Here is a 15620-nt window from a genome sequence, read left to right as displayed (position 1 = left end):
CGGGGCGTGTCTACACAGAGTAAGCGCTGCTAGACTGGGCTTCTAATGCACACCATCGAGGTGAGTCGTGAAACCTTCAACTGCACTTGATCTACAACGAGCAGCTGTCAGAGAAGTGTTAGGACGTTTCCAAATATCAAACCCGAGAGTATTTGGGTCTGTATTAACGGGTACCGACCAAGAAGGCAGTGATCTTGATTTGCTGGTTGATGCGCCACCGGGAACAACTCTTTTTGATCTTGGCGGGTTGCAGGTCGAGCTTGAGGACTTGTTAGGCGTCAATGTCGACCTGTTGACGCCTGGCGACTTGCCGTTGAAATTTCGCGCCAAGGTGTTGGCTGAGGCCCGTCCTGTATGACAGAAAATCGCTTAGGGGATTATCTGGAGCACATAAGGCAAGCTGCCACTGACGCTATCACTTTTGTAGAGGGCTTGAGCAAAGAAGCGTTTTTGGAGGACCGGCGAACACAACAAGCTGTGGTCATGAGCCTGATCATCATTGGTGAAGCGTCGACGAAAATCATGGATCAGCATCCGGACTTCGCGGCACGCCATTCACATATTCCTTGGCGCAATATGTGAGCGATGCGCAACCGAATCGCTCATGGTTACTTCGATATCAACTTGGATGTTGTTTGGGACACGATACAGAGTGCATTACCTGATCTATTGGCACGCCTTCCTGTAAATCCTTGACCGCAGCTGTTCTACCAACAGTTGCGGTCACCCGTTATTCAGGGCATCACAGGCGGCAAATATTTCAACGTCGTCCCCAGCGCCCACAACAAGAACAACACCAGCGGCGTGTGCACCAACAACTGCACAAACGAAAACCCGATCAAGTCCCGCGCCTTCAGCCCCAACACCCCCAGCAGCGGCAGCATATAGAACGGGTTGATCAAGTTCGGCAGTGCCTCGGCGGCGTTGTAGATCTGCACCGCCCAGCCCAGGTGGTATTGCAGGTCATTGGCCACTTGCATCACATAGGGCGCCTCGATAATCCACTTGCCGCCACCCGATGGGATGAAGAAGCCCAGCACCGCCGAATACACGCCCATCAGCAGCGCGTAGGTGTCGTGGGAGGCGATGGAGGTGAAGAACGTCGAGATATGGTGCGCCAGGGTCTGGCCGTCACCGCCCTTGACCACCGTCATCAGCGCGGCAATCGAGCCGTACAGCGGGAACTGGATCAGCACGCCGGTGGTGGTCGGCACCGCGCGGGCCACGGCATCGAGGAAGCTGCGCGGGCGCCAGTGCAGCAGGGCGCCGACCATGATGAACAGGAAGTTATAGGTGTTGAGCCCCGAGATGGCGCTGATCGCCGGCTTGGTTGAGAACTCATGGAACAGCCAGCCGGCTGCCAGCAATGCCAGCAATATCGTCAGCAACGGGCTGTGCTCCAGCCATTCGCCCGGACGCGTCGGCGGTTGTGGCTTGGGCAGGTTAAAGGCCGGGTCGACGCCGCAGGCCTTGGCATCGCGGGCGCTGTTGGGGCCGGGCGCGGTGGCGTAGGCGATGATCAGCGACACCACGATCAGCGCCAGAAGCAGCACACCGGATTGCCACAGGAAGATCGTTTCGGTGAACGGGATCATCCCGGTGATCGACAGGATCGACGGCGGCAAGCTGGCCGGGTTGGCCTGCAACTGCGCGGCTGACGACGACAGCCCCAACGCCCACACGGCACCGAGGCCCAGGTATGCCGCAGCGCCAGCGGCGCGGTAGTCCATGCGCAAATCGGTACGACGGGCCAACGCCCGCACCAGCAAACCGCCGAACACTAGGGACAAGCCCCAGTTGAGCAACGAGGCCACCATGGAAATCAACGCCACCCAGGCTACCGCCGAACGACCGTTCTTGGGGATGCGCGCCAAGCGGTCGATCAACTTCACCGCGGGCGGCGAGCTGGCGACTACATAACCGCCGATCACCACAAACGCCATCTGCATGGTGAACGGGATCAGGCTCCAGAACCCGTCGCCAAATGCCTTGGCCGCTTCGGCGGGCGCTGCGCCCATGCCCAGGGTCGCCACGGCGACGATAATCACCGCGAGAGCGGCAAACACCCAGGAGTCGGGAAACCAGCGCTCGGCAAAATTGGAACAACGCAGGGCAAATCGAGCGTAGCGGCTTTCTTCGATAGCATCGGCCATGAAGCTTTCCTCTTGTATTTATTATGGGGTTTGGCAGTTTTACGGCATGTTCCTCTACCCCCATTGATTTGGGAATGTAGTTATCTTCAACGATCAATGAGTAAAACAAATATATCCGTCGTGATTGCCTTCAATGGGTTCAGCTCATAACCTGCACGCCATTTTGTTTGTCTGTCGAGCCTGCACATGACTGCCACCTTTTCCCCACGGGCGCAGCGTTTTTCCCGCTCCGACTACAAAACCCTGGGCCTGGCCGCCCTCGGTGGAGCCCTGGAAATCTACGACTTCATTATTTTTGTGTTTTTCGCGCTGACCCTCAGCCAATTATTTTTCCCCCCGGAAATGCCTGAGTGGCTGCGCCTGTTGCAAAGCTTCGGCATCTTCGTTACTGGCTACCTCGCCCGTCCGCTGGGCGGCATCCTGATGGCGCACTTTGCCGACCACCTGGGGCGCAAGCGCGTATTCAGCTTGAGCATCCTGATGATGGCCTTGCCCTGCCTGCTGATCGGCATCATGCCGACCTACGCGCAGATCGGCTATTTCGCACCCTTGATCCTGCTGGCGCTGCGCGTGCTGCAAGGTGCCGCAGTGGGCGGCGAAGTGCCCAGCGCCTGGACCTTCGTCGCCGAGCACGCGCCGCGCCAGCACCGTGGCTACGCCTTGGGCTTCCTGCAAGCCGGCCTGACCTTCGGTTACCTGCTGGGCGCATTGACTGCCACCTTGCTGGCGCAAGTCTTCACCCCGGCCGAAATCCTCGACTATGCCTGGCGCTTGCCCTTCCTGCTCGGCGGCGTATTCGGCGTGATCGGCGTATGGCTGCGTCGCTGGCTCAGCGAAACCCCGGTGTTCCTCCAAATGCAGGCGCGTCGCCAGGCCGCCGCCGAAATGCCATTGCGCACCGTGCTGCGCGAGCATCGCGCCGTGCTGTTGCCTGCCATGATCCTCACCTGCGTACTCACCTCAGCCGTGGTGGTGCTGGTGGTCATCACCCCGACCATGATGCAGAAAACCTTCGGCATGAGCCCCAGCCACACCTTCGCCCTTAGCGCGTTGGGCATCGTTTTCCTGAATATCGGCTGCGTCCTCGCCGGCTTGCTCGTGGACCGCATCGGCGCCTGGCGCGCGGTGCTGGTCTACAGCCTGTTGCTGCCGGTAGGGATTTTTATCCTGTATGCCAGCCTGATCAGCGGCGGTGTGTGGCTGGGCGCGGCGTACGCCGTGGCAGGCTTGAGCTGCGGGGTGGTGGGCGCGGTGCCGTCAGTGATGGTCGGCCTGTTCCCGGCGCAGGTGCGGGTGTCGGGGATTTCCTTCACCTACAACATTGCCTATGCGCTGTGGGCGAGTACTACGCCGCTGCTATTGATCGCGCTGATGCCGGCCAGCCCGTGGGTCTGCGTGGGGTATTGCGTGGTGATGGGGGCGGTGGGGGTGGGAAGTGTGGCGTTGTTTGGCAAACGCCACACCTTGGCCGCCTGAGGTTCAGGTCAAGAAGTGCCAGAGCAACAAGGTACCCACCAGCCCAACCACCGAAACAATCGTCTGCAACACCGACCACACCCAGATCGTCTGTTTCAACTGCAAGCCAAAGTACTCGCGCACCATCCAGAACCCGGCGTCGTTGACGTGGCAAAAAACACCGAACCGGCGCCAATCGCGAGGGCGACCAATGAGCTTTGCGTTGCCGCCAGCCCGGCCATCATCGGCGCGAGGATGCCCGCCGTCGTAGTGGTAGCGACGGTGGCCGAGCCGGTGGCTTGGCGCAGGGCCACGGCGATCAGCCAGGCCAGCAACAGGTAGGGCATGTGCGCGCCTTCGGCGACCTTGCTGATGGTCTGGCTGACGCCTGCGTCCAGCAGGGTTTGCTTGAGGCCGCCACCAGCGCCGATGGTCAGCAGCAACACGGCGATGGGCGCCAGGGCTTTGCGCAGGGTGTTGCCGACGTCGGCGCGTGGCATGCCTGCGGCCCAGCCGAGGCAAATCACTGCGGCGATGACGGCCAGGCCGAGAGCGATCAGCGGTTCACCGAGGAACTTCAAGGCCAAGCCGAGGGGGCTTTCTGGCGCCAGCGCGACTTTGGCCAGCGTGCTGCCGAGCATCAGGATCACCGGCAACAGAATGATCAGCAACGACACCCCAAAGCTCGGCTGGCGCGGAGCCTTGGGCGGTGCGCTGAACAGCGCGCCAATCTCGGCCGGTTCGTCCACATGCAGGCGCTTGGACAACCAATTGCCGTAGAGCGGCCCGGCCAGGATCACCGCCGGTACCGCCAGGCACAAACCCAGCAACATGGTCAGGCCCAGGTCGGCGTGCAACGCACCCACGGCAATCAGCGGCCCCGGATGCGGCGGCATCAGGGCGTGCAGGGTGGTCATGCCCGCCAATGCCGGGATGGCGATTTTCAGCAGCGGCTGGTTCGAACGCTTAGCCATCACAAAGATGATCGGCACCATCATCACCAGGCCCACTTCAAAGAACAGCGGCAGGCCGATCACCATGGCGACCAGCGCCATCACCCACGGCAATGACTTGCCTTTGCCCAGCCCAAGCAAGGTAGTGGCGATACGGTCGGCTGCACCGGATTCGGCCATCAGCGCGCCGAGCATTGCGCCCAGGGCAATGATAATACCGGCCTCACCCAGAATCGCCCCGGCGCCCTTGCTGAACGCTTTGGCCACTTCCTCTGGTGGTAGACCGGCACCCACACCGGCGATAAAGGTGCCGATCAGAATCGACAGGAACGGCGGCAATTTGGTCGCGCTGATCAGCACGATGATGCTCGCGATGGCCAGCAGGACGCAGAGCATAAGACGGGTGTCGTGAACCATCCACGCGGCAGTCGATAACTCCAAAACGGAACTCCTTATCGAGCAGGTTGGCTAATATGTTTCTTTTTGTTTCGGCTTGAAAAGCATACCTGATAGAACTGCCCCAGCGTGTCCATGAACGATTTTGGTGCGCTCAACGCTAACGACGTTCTGGCGTGCAGATGACAATTTTGCAAACCATGCCCGTGGATCTGGCCTATAGCTCTATGATCCGCTTCCTCCCAACCCACAAGGACATCCCATGAGCGCAGGACACAGCCACGCCCAAGTACGCGCCGGCCACGAACGCAAGTTATGGATCGCCCTGGGGCTGACCGGCAGCTTCATGCTGGCCGAAGTCATCGGCGCCTTTATCACCGGCAGCCTGGCACTGTTGTCGGACGCGGCGCACATGATGACCGACGCCCTGGCTCTGGCGATTTCCCTGGTGGCGATCCAGGTCGCCAAGCGCCCGGCAGATCGCAAGCGCACCTTCGGGTATGCGCGGTTCGAGATTCTGGCGGCTGCGTTCAATGCATTGCTGCTGTTCGCCGTGGCGTTCTACATCTTGTACGAGGCTTACCTGCGGCTGCAGACGCCCGCCGAGATCCAGTCCACCGGCATGTTGGTGATTGCGCTGCTGGGGCTGGTCGTCAACCTGATCTCCATGCGCCTGCTCAGCGCGGCCAGCGGCGAGAGCCTTAACGTCAAGGGTGCCTATCTGGAAGTCTGGAGCGACATGCTCGGCTCCGTCGGCGTGATCATTGCCGCGCTGGTGATCATGTTCACCGGCTGGGGGTGGGTCGACTCCGTGGTCGCGGCCGCCATCGGCTTTTGGGTATTGCCGCGCACCTGGACCCTGCTCAAGGCGAGCATGAACATCCTGCTGCAAGGTGTGCCGGAAGGCGTCGATATCGAGCAGGTGGAGCAGGCCATCCGCAGCGTGCCTGGGGTCAGGGACGTGCACGACCTGCACATCTGGGCCCTCACCAGTGGCAAGAATGTGCTGAGTACGCATTTGGTCGCGGATGCATCCCAGGGCACTGAGCAGCAGATCCTCAGCCGAGTGACGGAGTTACTGCACGAGCAATTCGATATTTCCCATGCCACGATCCAGGTCGAGGGCGAGGGTTTTCAGCATGACGATCACGACGACGTGCATGCCTGAGCCTGGCTAACGGATTTGTAATCTTTCACCCACGGCCCTGATAAGTACCGACAGCTACATTGCCCCCGCTGGGACACCTCAGCGACTTCATGGGCGTGGAACTCTCGTTATGGCAATTTCCGTTAGAACACTGTTGGGGGCGGCAGCATTGGCATTGTGGATATCCGCAAACGCCGCCCAGGCACAACCCCTCACCCTCGATGCAGCGCTGCAAACCGCCTTCGCCAACAACCCGGACCTGGCGGCCGCACAATGGGAAATCGACATCGCCCAGGGCGGCCGCCAGCAGGCCGGCTTGATCCCCAACCCGGTGGCCTCCTGGGATGCCGAAGACACCCGCCGCAACAGCCGCACCACCAGTATCAAACTCAGCCAGACCCTGGAACTGGGCGGCAAGCGCGGTGCGCGCATCGAGGTGGCCACCCGCGCCCAGGACGCCGCCGCGCTGACCCTGGAGCAGCGCCGTAACCTGTTGCGCGCCGAGGTCATCGACAGCTACTACGGCGCCCTGCGCGCCCAGGAGCGCCTCGACCTGGCGCAACGCTCCATGACGCTTGCCGAGCGCGGCCTGGTGGTCGCCAACGGGCGTGTCACCGCCGGCAAGTCATCACCGGTGGAAGCTACCCGCGCCCAGGTGCAGGTGTCGGAAATCCGCCTGGAATTGAACCGCGCACAGATTGGCCTCACTGATGCCTACCGTCGCCTGGCCACCAGCACCGGCAGTGCGGCCACCGACTTCCAGGCCGTCGCCACGCCAAACACCTCCGCGCCGGCGTTACCCGCCGCCGCGCCATTGCTGGCACGTCTTGAGCAAACCGCCGAACTGCGCCTGGCCGAACTGAACATTGTGCAGAACGAAGCCAGCGTGGGCCTGGAAAAAGCCCAGCGCATTCCGGACCTGGATGTGTCCATTGGCAGCCAGTACGACGCCAGCGTGCGCGAGCGGGTCAACCTGGTGGGCGTGTCGATGCCGATCCCGCTGTTCAACCGCAACCAGGGCAACATCCTCGCGGCCACTCGACGCGCCGACCAGGCCCGCGACCTGCGCAACGCCGCCGAGCTGCGCCTGCGCACCGAAACCCGCCAGGCCCTGGACCTGTGGCAAACGGCGAACACCGAAGTGCGTGCGTTCAACCAACAGATCCTGCCTGCCGCACAGAGCGCGGTAGACAGCGCCACCCGTGGTTTCGAGATGGGCAAGTTCAGCTTTCTCGACGTGCTCGACGCCCAGCGTACCTTGATCGCGGCCCGCACCCAGTACCTCGCGGCGACGGCCCAGGCCACCGACGCCTGGGTGCGTATCGAACGAATTTACGGCGACCTCGCCCGGTTTTGATTTTTCCTGGAGTCCCCTGATGAACAAAAAACATGGCATGGCGCTCGCCGTCGCCTTGGGCCTGCTGCTATCGGGCTTGGCCCACGCCGAGGAAGAAGAAGGCAAACTTGAACTCACCGAGCAGCAGATCCAGGCCGCCGGTATTCAACTGGCCCAGGCGCAACCGCGCTCGATCAGCACGGTGCTGACGCTGCCCGGCGAGGTGCGTTTTGATGAAGACCGTACCTCCCACATCGTGCCCCGTGCTGCGGGCGTAGTGGAAGCGGTGAACGTCAATCTGGGCCAGTCGGTAAAAAAAGGCGAACTGTTGGCGGTGATCGCCAGCCAGCAGATTTCCGACCAGCGCAGTGAGTTGGCGGCCAGCCAGCGCCGGGTCGAACTGGCGCGTACCACCTTTGAGCGCGAGCGCCAGTTGTGGCAGGACAAAATCTCCGCCGAGCAGGATTACCTGCTGGCGCGGCAAACCCTGCAAGAGGCCGAAATCGCCCTGAACAATGCGCGGCAGAAGATGACCGCCCTCAGCGGCAGCGCAGTTCTGGCCGGTGGCAATCGCTATGAACTGCGGGCGCCGTTCGCCGGGGTGGTGGTGGAAAAACACCTGGGCGTGGGCGAGGTGGTCAGTGAAACCAGCAACGCATTCACGCTCTCGGACCTGTCTCAGGTGTGGGTCACCTTCGGTGTCTTTCCCAAGGACTTGAACAAGGTCCGTGTAGGCAAACCCGTAAAAGTCAGCTCGACGGAAATGGGCACCGAAGTGCTGGGCACCGTGGCATATGTCGGCAACTTGCTCGGCGAGCAAACGCGCACCGCCACCGTGCGTGTGACGGTGTCCAACCCCGACGACGCCTGGCGTCCTGGTTTATTCGTGGCCGTGCAAGTCGCCACCGATACCTACCAGGCCAAGGTGACCGTGCCGCAAGCCGCCATCCAGACCGTCGAGGACAAACCCTCGGTGTTCGTGCGCACCGCAGACGGCTTTATCACCCGCCATCTTGAACTGGGCGTCAGTGAAAACGGCTACGTCGAAGTGCGTCAGGGCCTGGAGGCCGGTGCGCAAGTGGCGACGGCTGGCAGCTTCATCCTCAAGTCCGAACTGGGCAAAGGCTCGGCCGAACACGCCCATTGATCTGCGAGTGATTCCCCATGTTTGAGCGCCTTATCCAATTCGCCATCGAGCAGCGCATTATCGTGTTGCTGGCGGTGCTGTTGATGGCCGGTGTCGGCATCGCCAGCTATCAGAAACTGCCCATCGACGCGGTGCCCGATATCACCAACGTGCAGGTGCAGATCAACTCGGCGGCCGCCGGTTTTTCGCCGCTGGAAACCGAGCAGCGCATCACCTTTCCCATCGAAACCGCCATGGCCGGTCTGCCCGGCTTGCAACAGACACGTTCGCTGTCGCGTTCCGGTTTGTCCCAGGTCACGGTGATTTTCAAGGACGGCACCGACCTGTTTTTTGCCCGCCAACTGGTCAACGAGCGCCTGCAAGTGGCCCGAGGACAATTGCCCGATGGCATCGAAACCGCGATGGGGCCGATTTCCACCGGGCTTGGGGAAATTTTCCTGTGGACCGTGGAAGCTGAGGACGGTGCGCGCAAAGAGGACGGTACGCCTTACACCCCCACCGACCTGCGGGTGATCCAGGACTGGATCATCAAACCGCAGCTGCGCAATGTGCCGGGCGTGGCCGAGATCAATACCATCGGAGGCTTCGCCAAGGAGTATCAGATTGCGCCGGACCCCAAGCGCCTGGCCGCCTACAACCTGACGCTCAACGATCTGGTGACCGCTCTGGAGCGCAACAACGCCAATGTCGGCGCCGGTTATATCGAGCGCAGCGGCGAACAGTTGTTGATCCGCGCGCCGGGGCAAGTGGCGTCTATCGATGACATCGCCAACATTGTCATCACCACCTCGGACGGCACCCCGATTCGTGTGCGCAACGTGGCCCAGGTCGACATTGGCCGCGAGCTGCGCACCGGCGCCGCCACCGAAAACGGCCGCGAAGTAGTACTGGGCACCGTGTTCATGTTGATCGGTGAGAACAGCCGCAGCGTGTCCCAGGCAGTGGCGAAAAAGCTCGAGGAGATCAACCGTTCACTGCCCGAAGGCGTGGTGGCGGTCACCGTCTACGACCGCACCAACCTGGTGGAAAAAGCCATCGCCACCGTGAAGAAGAACCTCTTCGAAGGTGCGTTGCTGGTGGTGGCGGTGTTGTTCCTGTTCCTGGGCAATATTCGTGCGGCGCTGATCACGGCGATGGTGATTCCGCTGGCGATGCTGTTCACCTTCACCGGCATGTTCACCAACAAAGTCAGCGCCAACCTGATGAGTCTCGGTGCGCTGGACTTCGGCATTATCGTCGACGGTGCGGTGGTGATCGTCGAGAACGCCATCCGTCGTCTGGCCCATGCGCAGCAGCGTCACGGCCGCCTGCTGACCCGCAGTGAGCGCCTGCACGAAGTGTTCGCTGCTGCCAAAGAGGCGCGACGGGCGCTGATCTTCGGGCAACTGATCATCATGGTGGTGTACCTGCCGATCTTCGCTCTTACCGGGGTGGCCGGGAAGATGTTCCACCCGATGGCGTTCACGGTGGTGATTGCCTTGCTCGGCGCGATGATTCTGTCGGTGACCTTCGTACCGGCGGCGATTGCGTTGTTCGTCACCGGCAAGGTCAAGGAAGAAGAAAACTTCGTCATGCGCAGCGCACGCCGGGTGTATGACCCAGTGCTCAATTGGGTGATGACGCGCCGCCCCTTGGTATTTGGCCTGGCGCTGCTGACCATCGTCGTATCGGGCCTGGTCGCCAGCCGTATGGGCAGCGAATTTATCCCCAGCCTCAGCGAGGGCGACTTCGCCCAGCAGGCGCTGCGCGTACCTGGCACCAGCCTGACGCAATCGGTGCAGATGCAGCAGCAATTGGAAAAAACCTTGCTGGCCGAAGTGCCGGAAATCGAGCGGGTATTTGCGCGCACCGGTACGGCGGAAATCGCCTCCGACCCGATGCCGCCGAACATCTCCGACAGCTACGTGATGCTCAAACCCAAGGACCAATGGCCCGACCCGAAGAAGTCCCGCGAGGCCCTCATTGCCGATATCCAACGCGCCAGCGCGATTGTGCCGGGCAGCGTGTATGAGCTGTCGCAACCGATCCAGCTGCGTTTCAACGAGCTGATTTCCGGGGTGCGCAGCGATGTGGCGGTGAAGGTGTTTGGCGATGATATGGCCGTGCTCAACACCACTGCCGGGGAAATCGCCGAGACCTTGCAAAAGCTCAACGGCGCCTCGGAAGTGAAGGTGGAACAGACCTCCGGCCTGCCGGTGCTGACCATCAATATCGACCGCGACAAGGCCGCTCGCTTTGGCCTGAATGTGGGCGATGTGCAGGACACCATCGCTGTCGCCGTCGGTGGGCGTCAGGCCGGTACGTTGTACGAAGGTGATCGGCGTTTCGACATGGTCGTGCGCTTGTCCGACGCACTGCGCACAGACATCGAAGGCTTGTCACGGTTATTGATTCCGGTGCCGGCGCTGGCCGGTAGTACCTCGGGACAACTGGGCTTTATCGCCTTGTCCCAGGTCGCCAGCCTCGACCTGGTGCTGGGCCCCAACCAGATCAGTCGCGAGAATGGCAAGCGCCTGGTGATCGTCAGCGCCAACGTGCGTGGGCGTGATATCGGCTCGTTTGTCGAGGAAGCCGAAGCGGCCATTGCCACTCAGGTGAAAGTGCCCGCCGGTTACTGGACCACCTGGGGCGGGCAATTCGAGCAGTTGAAAGAAGCCTCCGAGCGCCTGCGTATCGTGGTGCCGGTGGCGTTGCTGCTGGTGTTCGGCCTGCTGTTCATGATGTTCAACAACCTCAAGGATGGCTTGCTGGTGTTCACCGGGATTCCGTTCGCGTTGACTGGTGGAATCATGGCGCTGTGGCTGCGGGATATTCCGCTATCGATTTCGGCAGGGGTGGGCTTTATCGCCTTGTCCGGTGTGGCGGTGCTGAACGGCCTGGTGATGATCGCCTTTATCCGCAACCTGCGCGAAGAAGGGCGCTCGTTAGCGGTGGCGATCCACGAAGGCGCGCTGACCCGCTTGCGCCCGGTGCTCATGACTGCGCTGGTGGCGTCCCTCGGGTTTATCCCCATGGCACTCGCCACCGGCACCGGCGCCGAAGTACAACGCCCGTTGGCGACGGTGGTGATTGGCGGGATTATTTCCTCGACCTTGCTGACGTTGCTGGTGCTACCAGCGTTGTACCAATGGGCTCATCGCCGTGAAGAAGAGGCCGAATAACAATCTTGAATGCACCACACAACCAATGTGGGAGGGGCGGTGCGACGATTCGACTTGCTCCCGATAGCGGCAGGTCAGTTGATACATGTGTTGACTGACACACTGCCATCGGGGGCGAGCCCCCTCCCACATGAGATCTCTGTTGTTTGCAAAGGAAACACCAGGCTAAACCGTGTGAAACGCCCAGGTTGGCTGGTGACATGAGCATGCCCCTGATGCAAATGCATGATCGATTTCACTATGGCCAACCCCAGCCCGTTGCCGCCTTCGGCGCGGGTACGACTGCTGTCGGCGCGGTAGAAACGTTCGAACAGGTGCGGCAGGTGGTGCGCGTCGATGCCTCGGCCGGGGTTGCCCACCGACAGCGACACGCTCTGGCCATAGGTTTCCACCAACAGCAGGATGCTCGAACCTTCTGGCGTATGGCGTATGGCATTGGAGAGCAAATTGGAAATCGCCCGCTGGATCATCAGACGATCCCCCGTCACCCAGGCCTCGCCGCGCAGGCTCAGGGTGACTTGCTTGTCTTCGGCACTCAGGGCAAACAGCTCCATCACTCGCTCGGCCTCTTGCCCCAGGGATACGTCGGTGAATGACGCCCGCGCCGCCGGATGGCTGACCTGGGCAAGGAACAGCATGTCGCTGACAATACGCCCCAGGCGTTCAAGCTCTTCGGTGCTGGATTCCAGCACCGCTTTGTATTCCTCCGGCGGGCGCTGGCGCGACAGGGTCAGTTGAGCCTTGCCCATCAGGTTGGTCAGCGGGGCGCGCAGTTCGTGGGCCAGGTCATCGGAGAATTGCGAGAGTTGCTGTACGCCCGCATCCAGGCGGTCGAGCATCACGTTGAAGCCTTGGGCCAGTTCCCCCAGTTCGTGGGGCAAATTGTCGACGGACAAACGGTGTGTCAGGTCCTGGGTGGTGACCTTCGCCGCCACCTGGCTGAATTGCTTCAACGGCGCCAAGCCGCGTTGTACCAACCACCAGGCACCCATGCCGATCAGTATCAACAGCAGCGGCAGCGCAATCAGCGTGGCGCGCAGATAGGCGCTGAGCAGTGCCTGGTCGTCTCTGCGGTCCAGGGACAGCAGCACCCGCACGCGTTCACCGCTGGCCAGGCGCATCAGGCTGGAGGCGCTGAGCACCTGGTTGCCGTCGCTGTCGGTCCAGTTCAGGTAGCCGAGGGTTTCCCGCGGTTTGAAGTCGGTGAGCAACGGCGATTGGGGCTTGGCGCCGATGTTCATTAACACGCGGGTGTCGGGCGCGGTGCCGACGATAGTCAGGTAGAAATTGTCGTGGCCGATGACCAGGTCCAGCAGCGCATGGGGACGAGCGCGAATGGCCTGGGCGTCGAGCCCCAGGGACAGGCTGTGCTGGAGCTGCTCCATCTTGCTTTCCAGGCCCTTGCGCGCCAGTTTTTCCAGTTCATGGGTGAGGGCCAGGTAGGCCAGGGTGGCCAGCAGCAAGACCAGGCCCGCGCCCATCAGGCTGACGGTCAAACCCAGGCGCATCGACAGGCTGCCGGTTTTCATGGACGCGCCTCCAGCACGTAGCCGACGCCGCGAATGGTGTGGATCAGCTTGACCTCGCTCTGGTCGTCGACCTTGGCGCGCAGGCGGCTGATGGAGACTTCCACCACATTGGTGTCGCAGTCGAAATTCATGTCCCATACCAGCGAAATAATCTGCGTGCGGGTCAGCACTTCACCGCTCTGGCGCATCAGCACCTGCAGCAGGGCGAATTCCTTGGTGGTCAAGTCGATGCGCCGAGTGCCGCGATAGGCGCGGTGGCGACGCGGGTCCAGTTCCAGGTCCGAGACGCGGAACACTTCCGGCTGGGGGATGTGTTCGCTGCGCCGCAACAGGGTGCGCACCCGCGCCAGCAGCTCGGGGAACTCGAACGGCTTGACCAGGTAATCGTCGGCGCCCATGTCCAGGCCCTTGATCTTGTCCGCCAGCCTGCCGCGGGCCGTGAGCATCATCACCCGCTGGTTGCCGTTGCGGCGCAGTTGTTCCAGCACTTGCCAGCCATCCTTGCCCGGCAGGTTGACGTCCAGAATCACCAACTCGTAGGCATGCTGCTCGGCCAGGTGCAGGCCATCAATGCCATTGGCGGCGCAGTCGGCCACGTAGCCGCTTTCGTTCAAACCCTGTCGCAAATAGTCAGCGGTTTTTTGCTCGTCCTCAATCACAAGGATACGCATGGGGGTTACCTCTTGAATGATGGAGAGAAGGCGCCCATGTCCTTATGGCGGCTGTTATCAAAGTGGGAAAAGTCTGAAGGCTAAAGTAGCTTTAGGGTCAACTGCGACCATCGGTCGCATAGCCCGGCGCACAAAAAAAACGCCCCAAGCGGGGCGTTAAAAATTCATCTCTTTCCAAAGGAGCTACACAAAAGCTTCAGAGATGAACGTGCTCGGTAAATAAGTTGGCGCGAGTATAGAAAGTTGAAACTAACGAGAAGCTGAGGCCAATATTACAATTTTGATAACCGGCTATTTGTGAACAGATGTTAGTTAATCGCGAGCGAATGTAAGTGTCACAAAATGGCCAGTGGATATTCGGCGATCAAGCGAACTTCTTCCAGATCGGACTCAAAGGCGCTGGAGCGCACGGTGGCCTGGCGCAAGCGCAGGGACAAATCCTTGAAACGCCCACTTTGCACCACGTACTTGGCCTCGATATCCCGTTCCCAACGGCGTTGATCGGTCAGCGGGTTACCCGCCGCATCGCGACGCATGTACACGGCGTTGGCGTTGCTGTAGTCGGCGCCGGTGCCCTTGCCGTAGCGGGTCATGAACGACAGGCCCGGGATGCCGAACGCCTGCATGTCCAGGTCGTAGCGCACCATCCATGAGCGCTCCTTGGGCGAATTGAAGTCGCTGTACTGGATCGAGTTGTTGAGGAAGATCGAATCAGACTGGCGCAGGTAGTCGAAGTCATCGTCGCCATTGTTGCGCTGGTGCGACACGGCCACGCTATGGGCGCCGACCTTGACCCCAAGCCTGGCGCTCCAGATGCTGTTGTCGAATTCGCCGAGCCGTTTGCGGCCTTCGTCCACGGCCTTGTAGTAGTTGAAATCGCCGAACAGTGACACGTCGTCGGTCAGCGCATAGTTGGCGTTGCTGCCCAGGTAGTACTGATCCCATGCGTCCTTCAAGCGGCTGCTGTAGAGGCTCAAGCCAAGGTGGCTGTTGAGTTGGTAGTCCCCGCCGAAGTAGGCGATCCAAGGCGAGTCGACCTTGCCCGCATAGAACGTCGCGAAGCCTTTGTTCATCCCGCTTTCATTGGGCTGGCTCATGCCGCTCAAGCGTCCGCCTTGCAAGCTCAGGCCATTCAGGCTGGTGTTTTGTACGGTGAAACCGCGAAAGCTTTGGGGCAATACCCGTGAATCGCCGTACGCCACTACGGGCGTCAGCGGGAATACGTCGCCGGCCTTGATCACGGTGTCCAATACACGCAGTTTCGCCGCTCCGCCGAGTTTGCTGTAGCGGTTTTCGGGCTGATTGGTGCTGTCCACCGGCAATACGCCGAACGAGCCCTTGCCGCCACTACGGCCTGCACCGGAGTCGAGCTTGAGCCCCAGCATGGCAAACGCGTCCAGGCCAAACCCCACGGTGCCTTGGGTAAAGCCGGACTCGAACCGGCTGATCAGCCCCTGCGCCCAGGCTTCGGAATAGCCGTTACCGGTGGGGCTGGATTGGCCCTTGCGATCGTCGCGATTGAAGTAAAAATTGCGCGCCAGGACGTTCAGGCTACTGCCTTCGATAAAACCGTCGGGCTTTTCCTGCCCTGCCGCCACGGCCAGGGGCAACGCGGCCATCAGTGAAAAGGGAAGGGTGTAGTGACGAATATTCATGATGCGCTCCTCGGTGA

10 protein-coding genes and 2 pseudogenes are annotated in these 15620 nt (G+C 61.2%); 7 read left to right on the top strand and 5 right to left on the bottom strand.

What is annotated here, in order from left to right:
* The first annotated feature begins 67 nt into the window (after positions 1-67).
* Together JH25_RS16100 and JH25_RS28040 are read left to right on the top strand one after the other, a co-directional pair.
* Positions 68-358, top strand: a complete 291-nt coding sequence (locus JH25_RS16100) for a nucleotidyltransferase family protein (protein WP_032878046.1) — start codon at positions 68-70, stop codon at positions 356-358.
* Positions 355-696: pseudogene (locus JH25_RS28040) on the top strand (HepT-like ribonuclease domain-containing protein). The gene JH25_RS16100 and the pseudogene JH25_RS28040 overlap by 4 nt, the downstream one beginning before the upstream one ends.
* Before the next feature lie 38 nt (positions 697-734).
* Here JH25_RS28040 and JH25_RS16110 read toward each other — a convergent pair.
* On the bottom strand, positions 735-2153 hold the full coding sequence (locus JH25_RS16110; RefSeq protein ID WP_032878044.1) for a short-chain fatty acid transporter: 1419 nt from the start codon (positions 2151-2153) through the stop codon (positions 735-737).
* Positions 2154-2339: 186 nt separating this feature from the next.
* Here JH25_RS16110 and JH25_RS16115 point away from each other — a divergent pair, with 186 nt between their 5' ends.
* Complete coding sequence (locus JH25_RS16115) at positions 2340-3629, top strand: MFS transporter (protein WP_032878043.1); 1290 nt, start codon at positions 2340-2342, stop codon at positions 3627-3629.
* Between the two features lie 3 nt (positions 3630-3632).
* Here JH25_RS16115 and JH25_RS0127110 read toward each other — a convergent pair.
* Positions 3633-5002, bottom strand: a pseudogene (locus JH25_RS0127110) (GntT/GntP/DsdX family permease).
* Positions 5003-5219: 217 nt separating this feature from the next.
* On the opposite strand from JH25_RS0127110, the gene JH25_RS16120 reads away from it, so the two are divergent.
* The 4 genes from JH25_RS16120 to JH25_RS16135 all read left to right on the top strand — a co-directional run bounded on the left by JH25_RS16120 (position 5220) and on the right by JH25_RS16135 (position 11748).
* Entirely contained in the window at positions 5220-6125 is a 906-nt protein-coding gene (locus JH25_RS16120) for a cation diffusion facilitator family transporter (protein WP_032878042.1), read from the top strand.
* A 109-nt stretch (positions 6126-6234) separates the two neighbouring features.
* A complete protein-coding gene (locus tag JH25_RS16125; protein ID WP_032878041.1) occupies positions 6235-7461 on the top strand; it encodes a TolC family protein in 1227 nt (408 codons plus the stop codon).
* A gap of 19 nt (positions 7462-7480) precedes the next feature.
* Positions 7481-8587, top strand: a complete 1107-nt coding sequence (locus JH25_RS16130; RefSeq protein ID WP_032878040.1) for an efflux RND transporter periplasmic adaptor subunit — start codon at positions 7481-7483, stop codon at positions 8585-8587.
* Between the two features lie 17 nt (positions 8588-8604).
* On the top strand, positions 8605-11748 hold the full coding sequence (locus JH25_RS16135) for a CusA/CzcA family heavy metal efflux RND transporter (RefSeq protein ID WP_032878038.1): 3144 nt from the start codon (positions 8605-8607) through the stop codon (positions 11746-11748).
* A 74-nt stretch (positions 11749-11822) separates the two neighbouring features.
* On the opposite strand, the gene JH25_RS16140 is transcribed toward JH25_RS16135, so the two are convergent.
* From JH25_RS16140 to JH25_RS16150, 3 genes are all read right to left on the bottom strand, one after another.
* Entirely contained in the window at positions 11823-13277 is a 1455-nt protein-coding gene (locus tag JH25_RS16140; RefSeq protein WP_032878037.1) for a heavy metal sensor histidine kinase, read from the bottom strand.
* Positions 13274-13948 carry a heavy metal response regulator transcription factor gene (locus tag JH25_RS16145; RefSeq protein WP_005784544.1) on the bottom strand — a complete coding sequence of 225 codons (675 nt, stop codon included), beginning with the start codon at positions 13946-13948 and terminating at the stop codon, positions 13274-13276. Before JH25_RS16145 ends, JH25_RS16140 begins: the two co-directional genes overlap by 4 nt.
* 335 nt (positions 13949-14283) lie before the next feature.
* Positions 14284-15603 (bottom strand): OprD family porin, encoded by a 1320-nt coding sequence (locus tag JH25_RS16150; protein ID WP_032881122.1) that lies wholly within the window; start codon positions 15601-15603, stop codon positions 14284-14286.
* Between the last annotated feature and the right edge of the window lie 17 nt (positions 15604-15620).

Source organism: Pseudomonas sp. BRG-100 (genome assembly GCF_000737955.1).
In the GTDB taxonomy this organism is placed as follows: Bacteria; Pseudomonadota; Gammaproteobacteria; order Pseudomonadales; family Pseudomonadaceae; genus Aquipseudomonas; species Aquipseudomonas synxantha_A.
The sequence above is the reverse complement of the archived record's forward strand: the minus strand, read 5'-3'. Positions and strand labels throughout refer to the sequence as shown.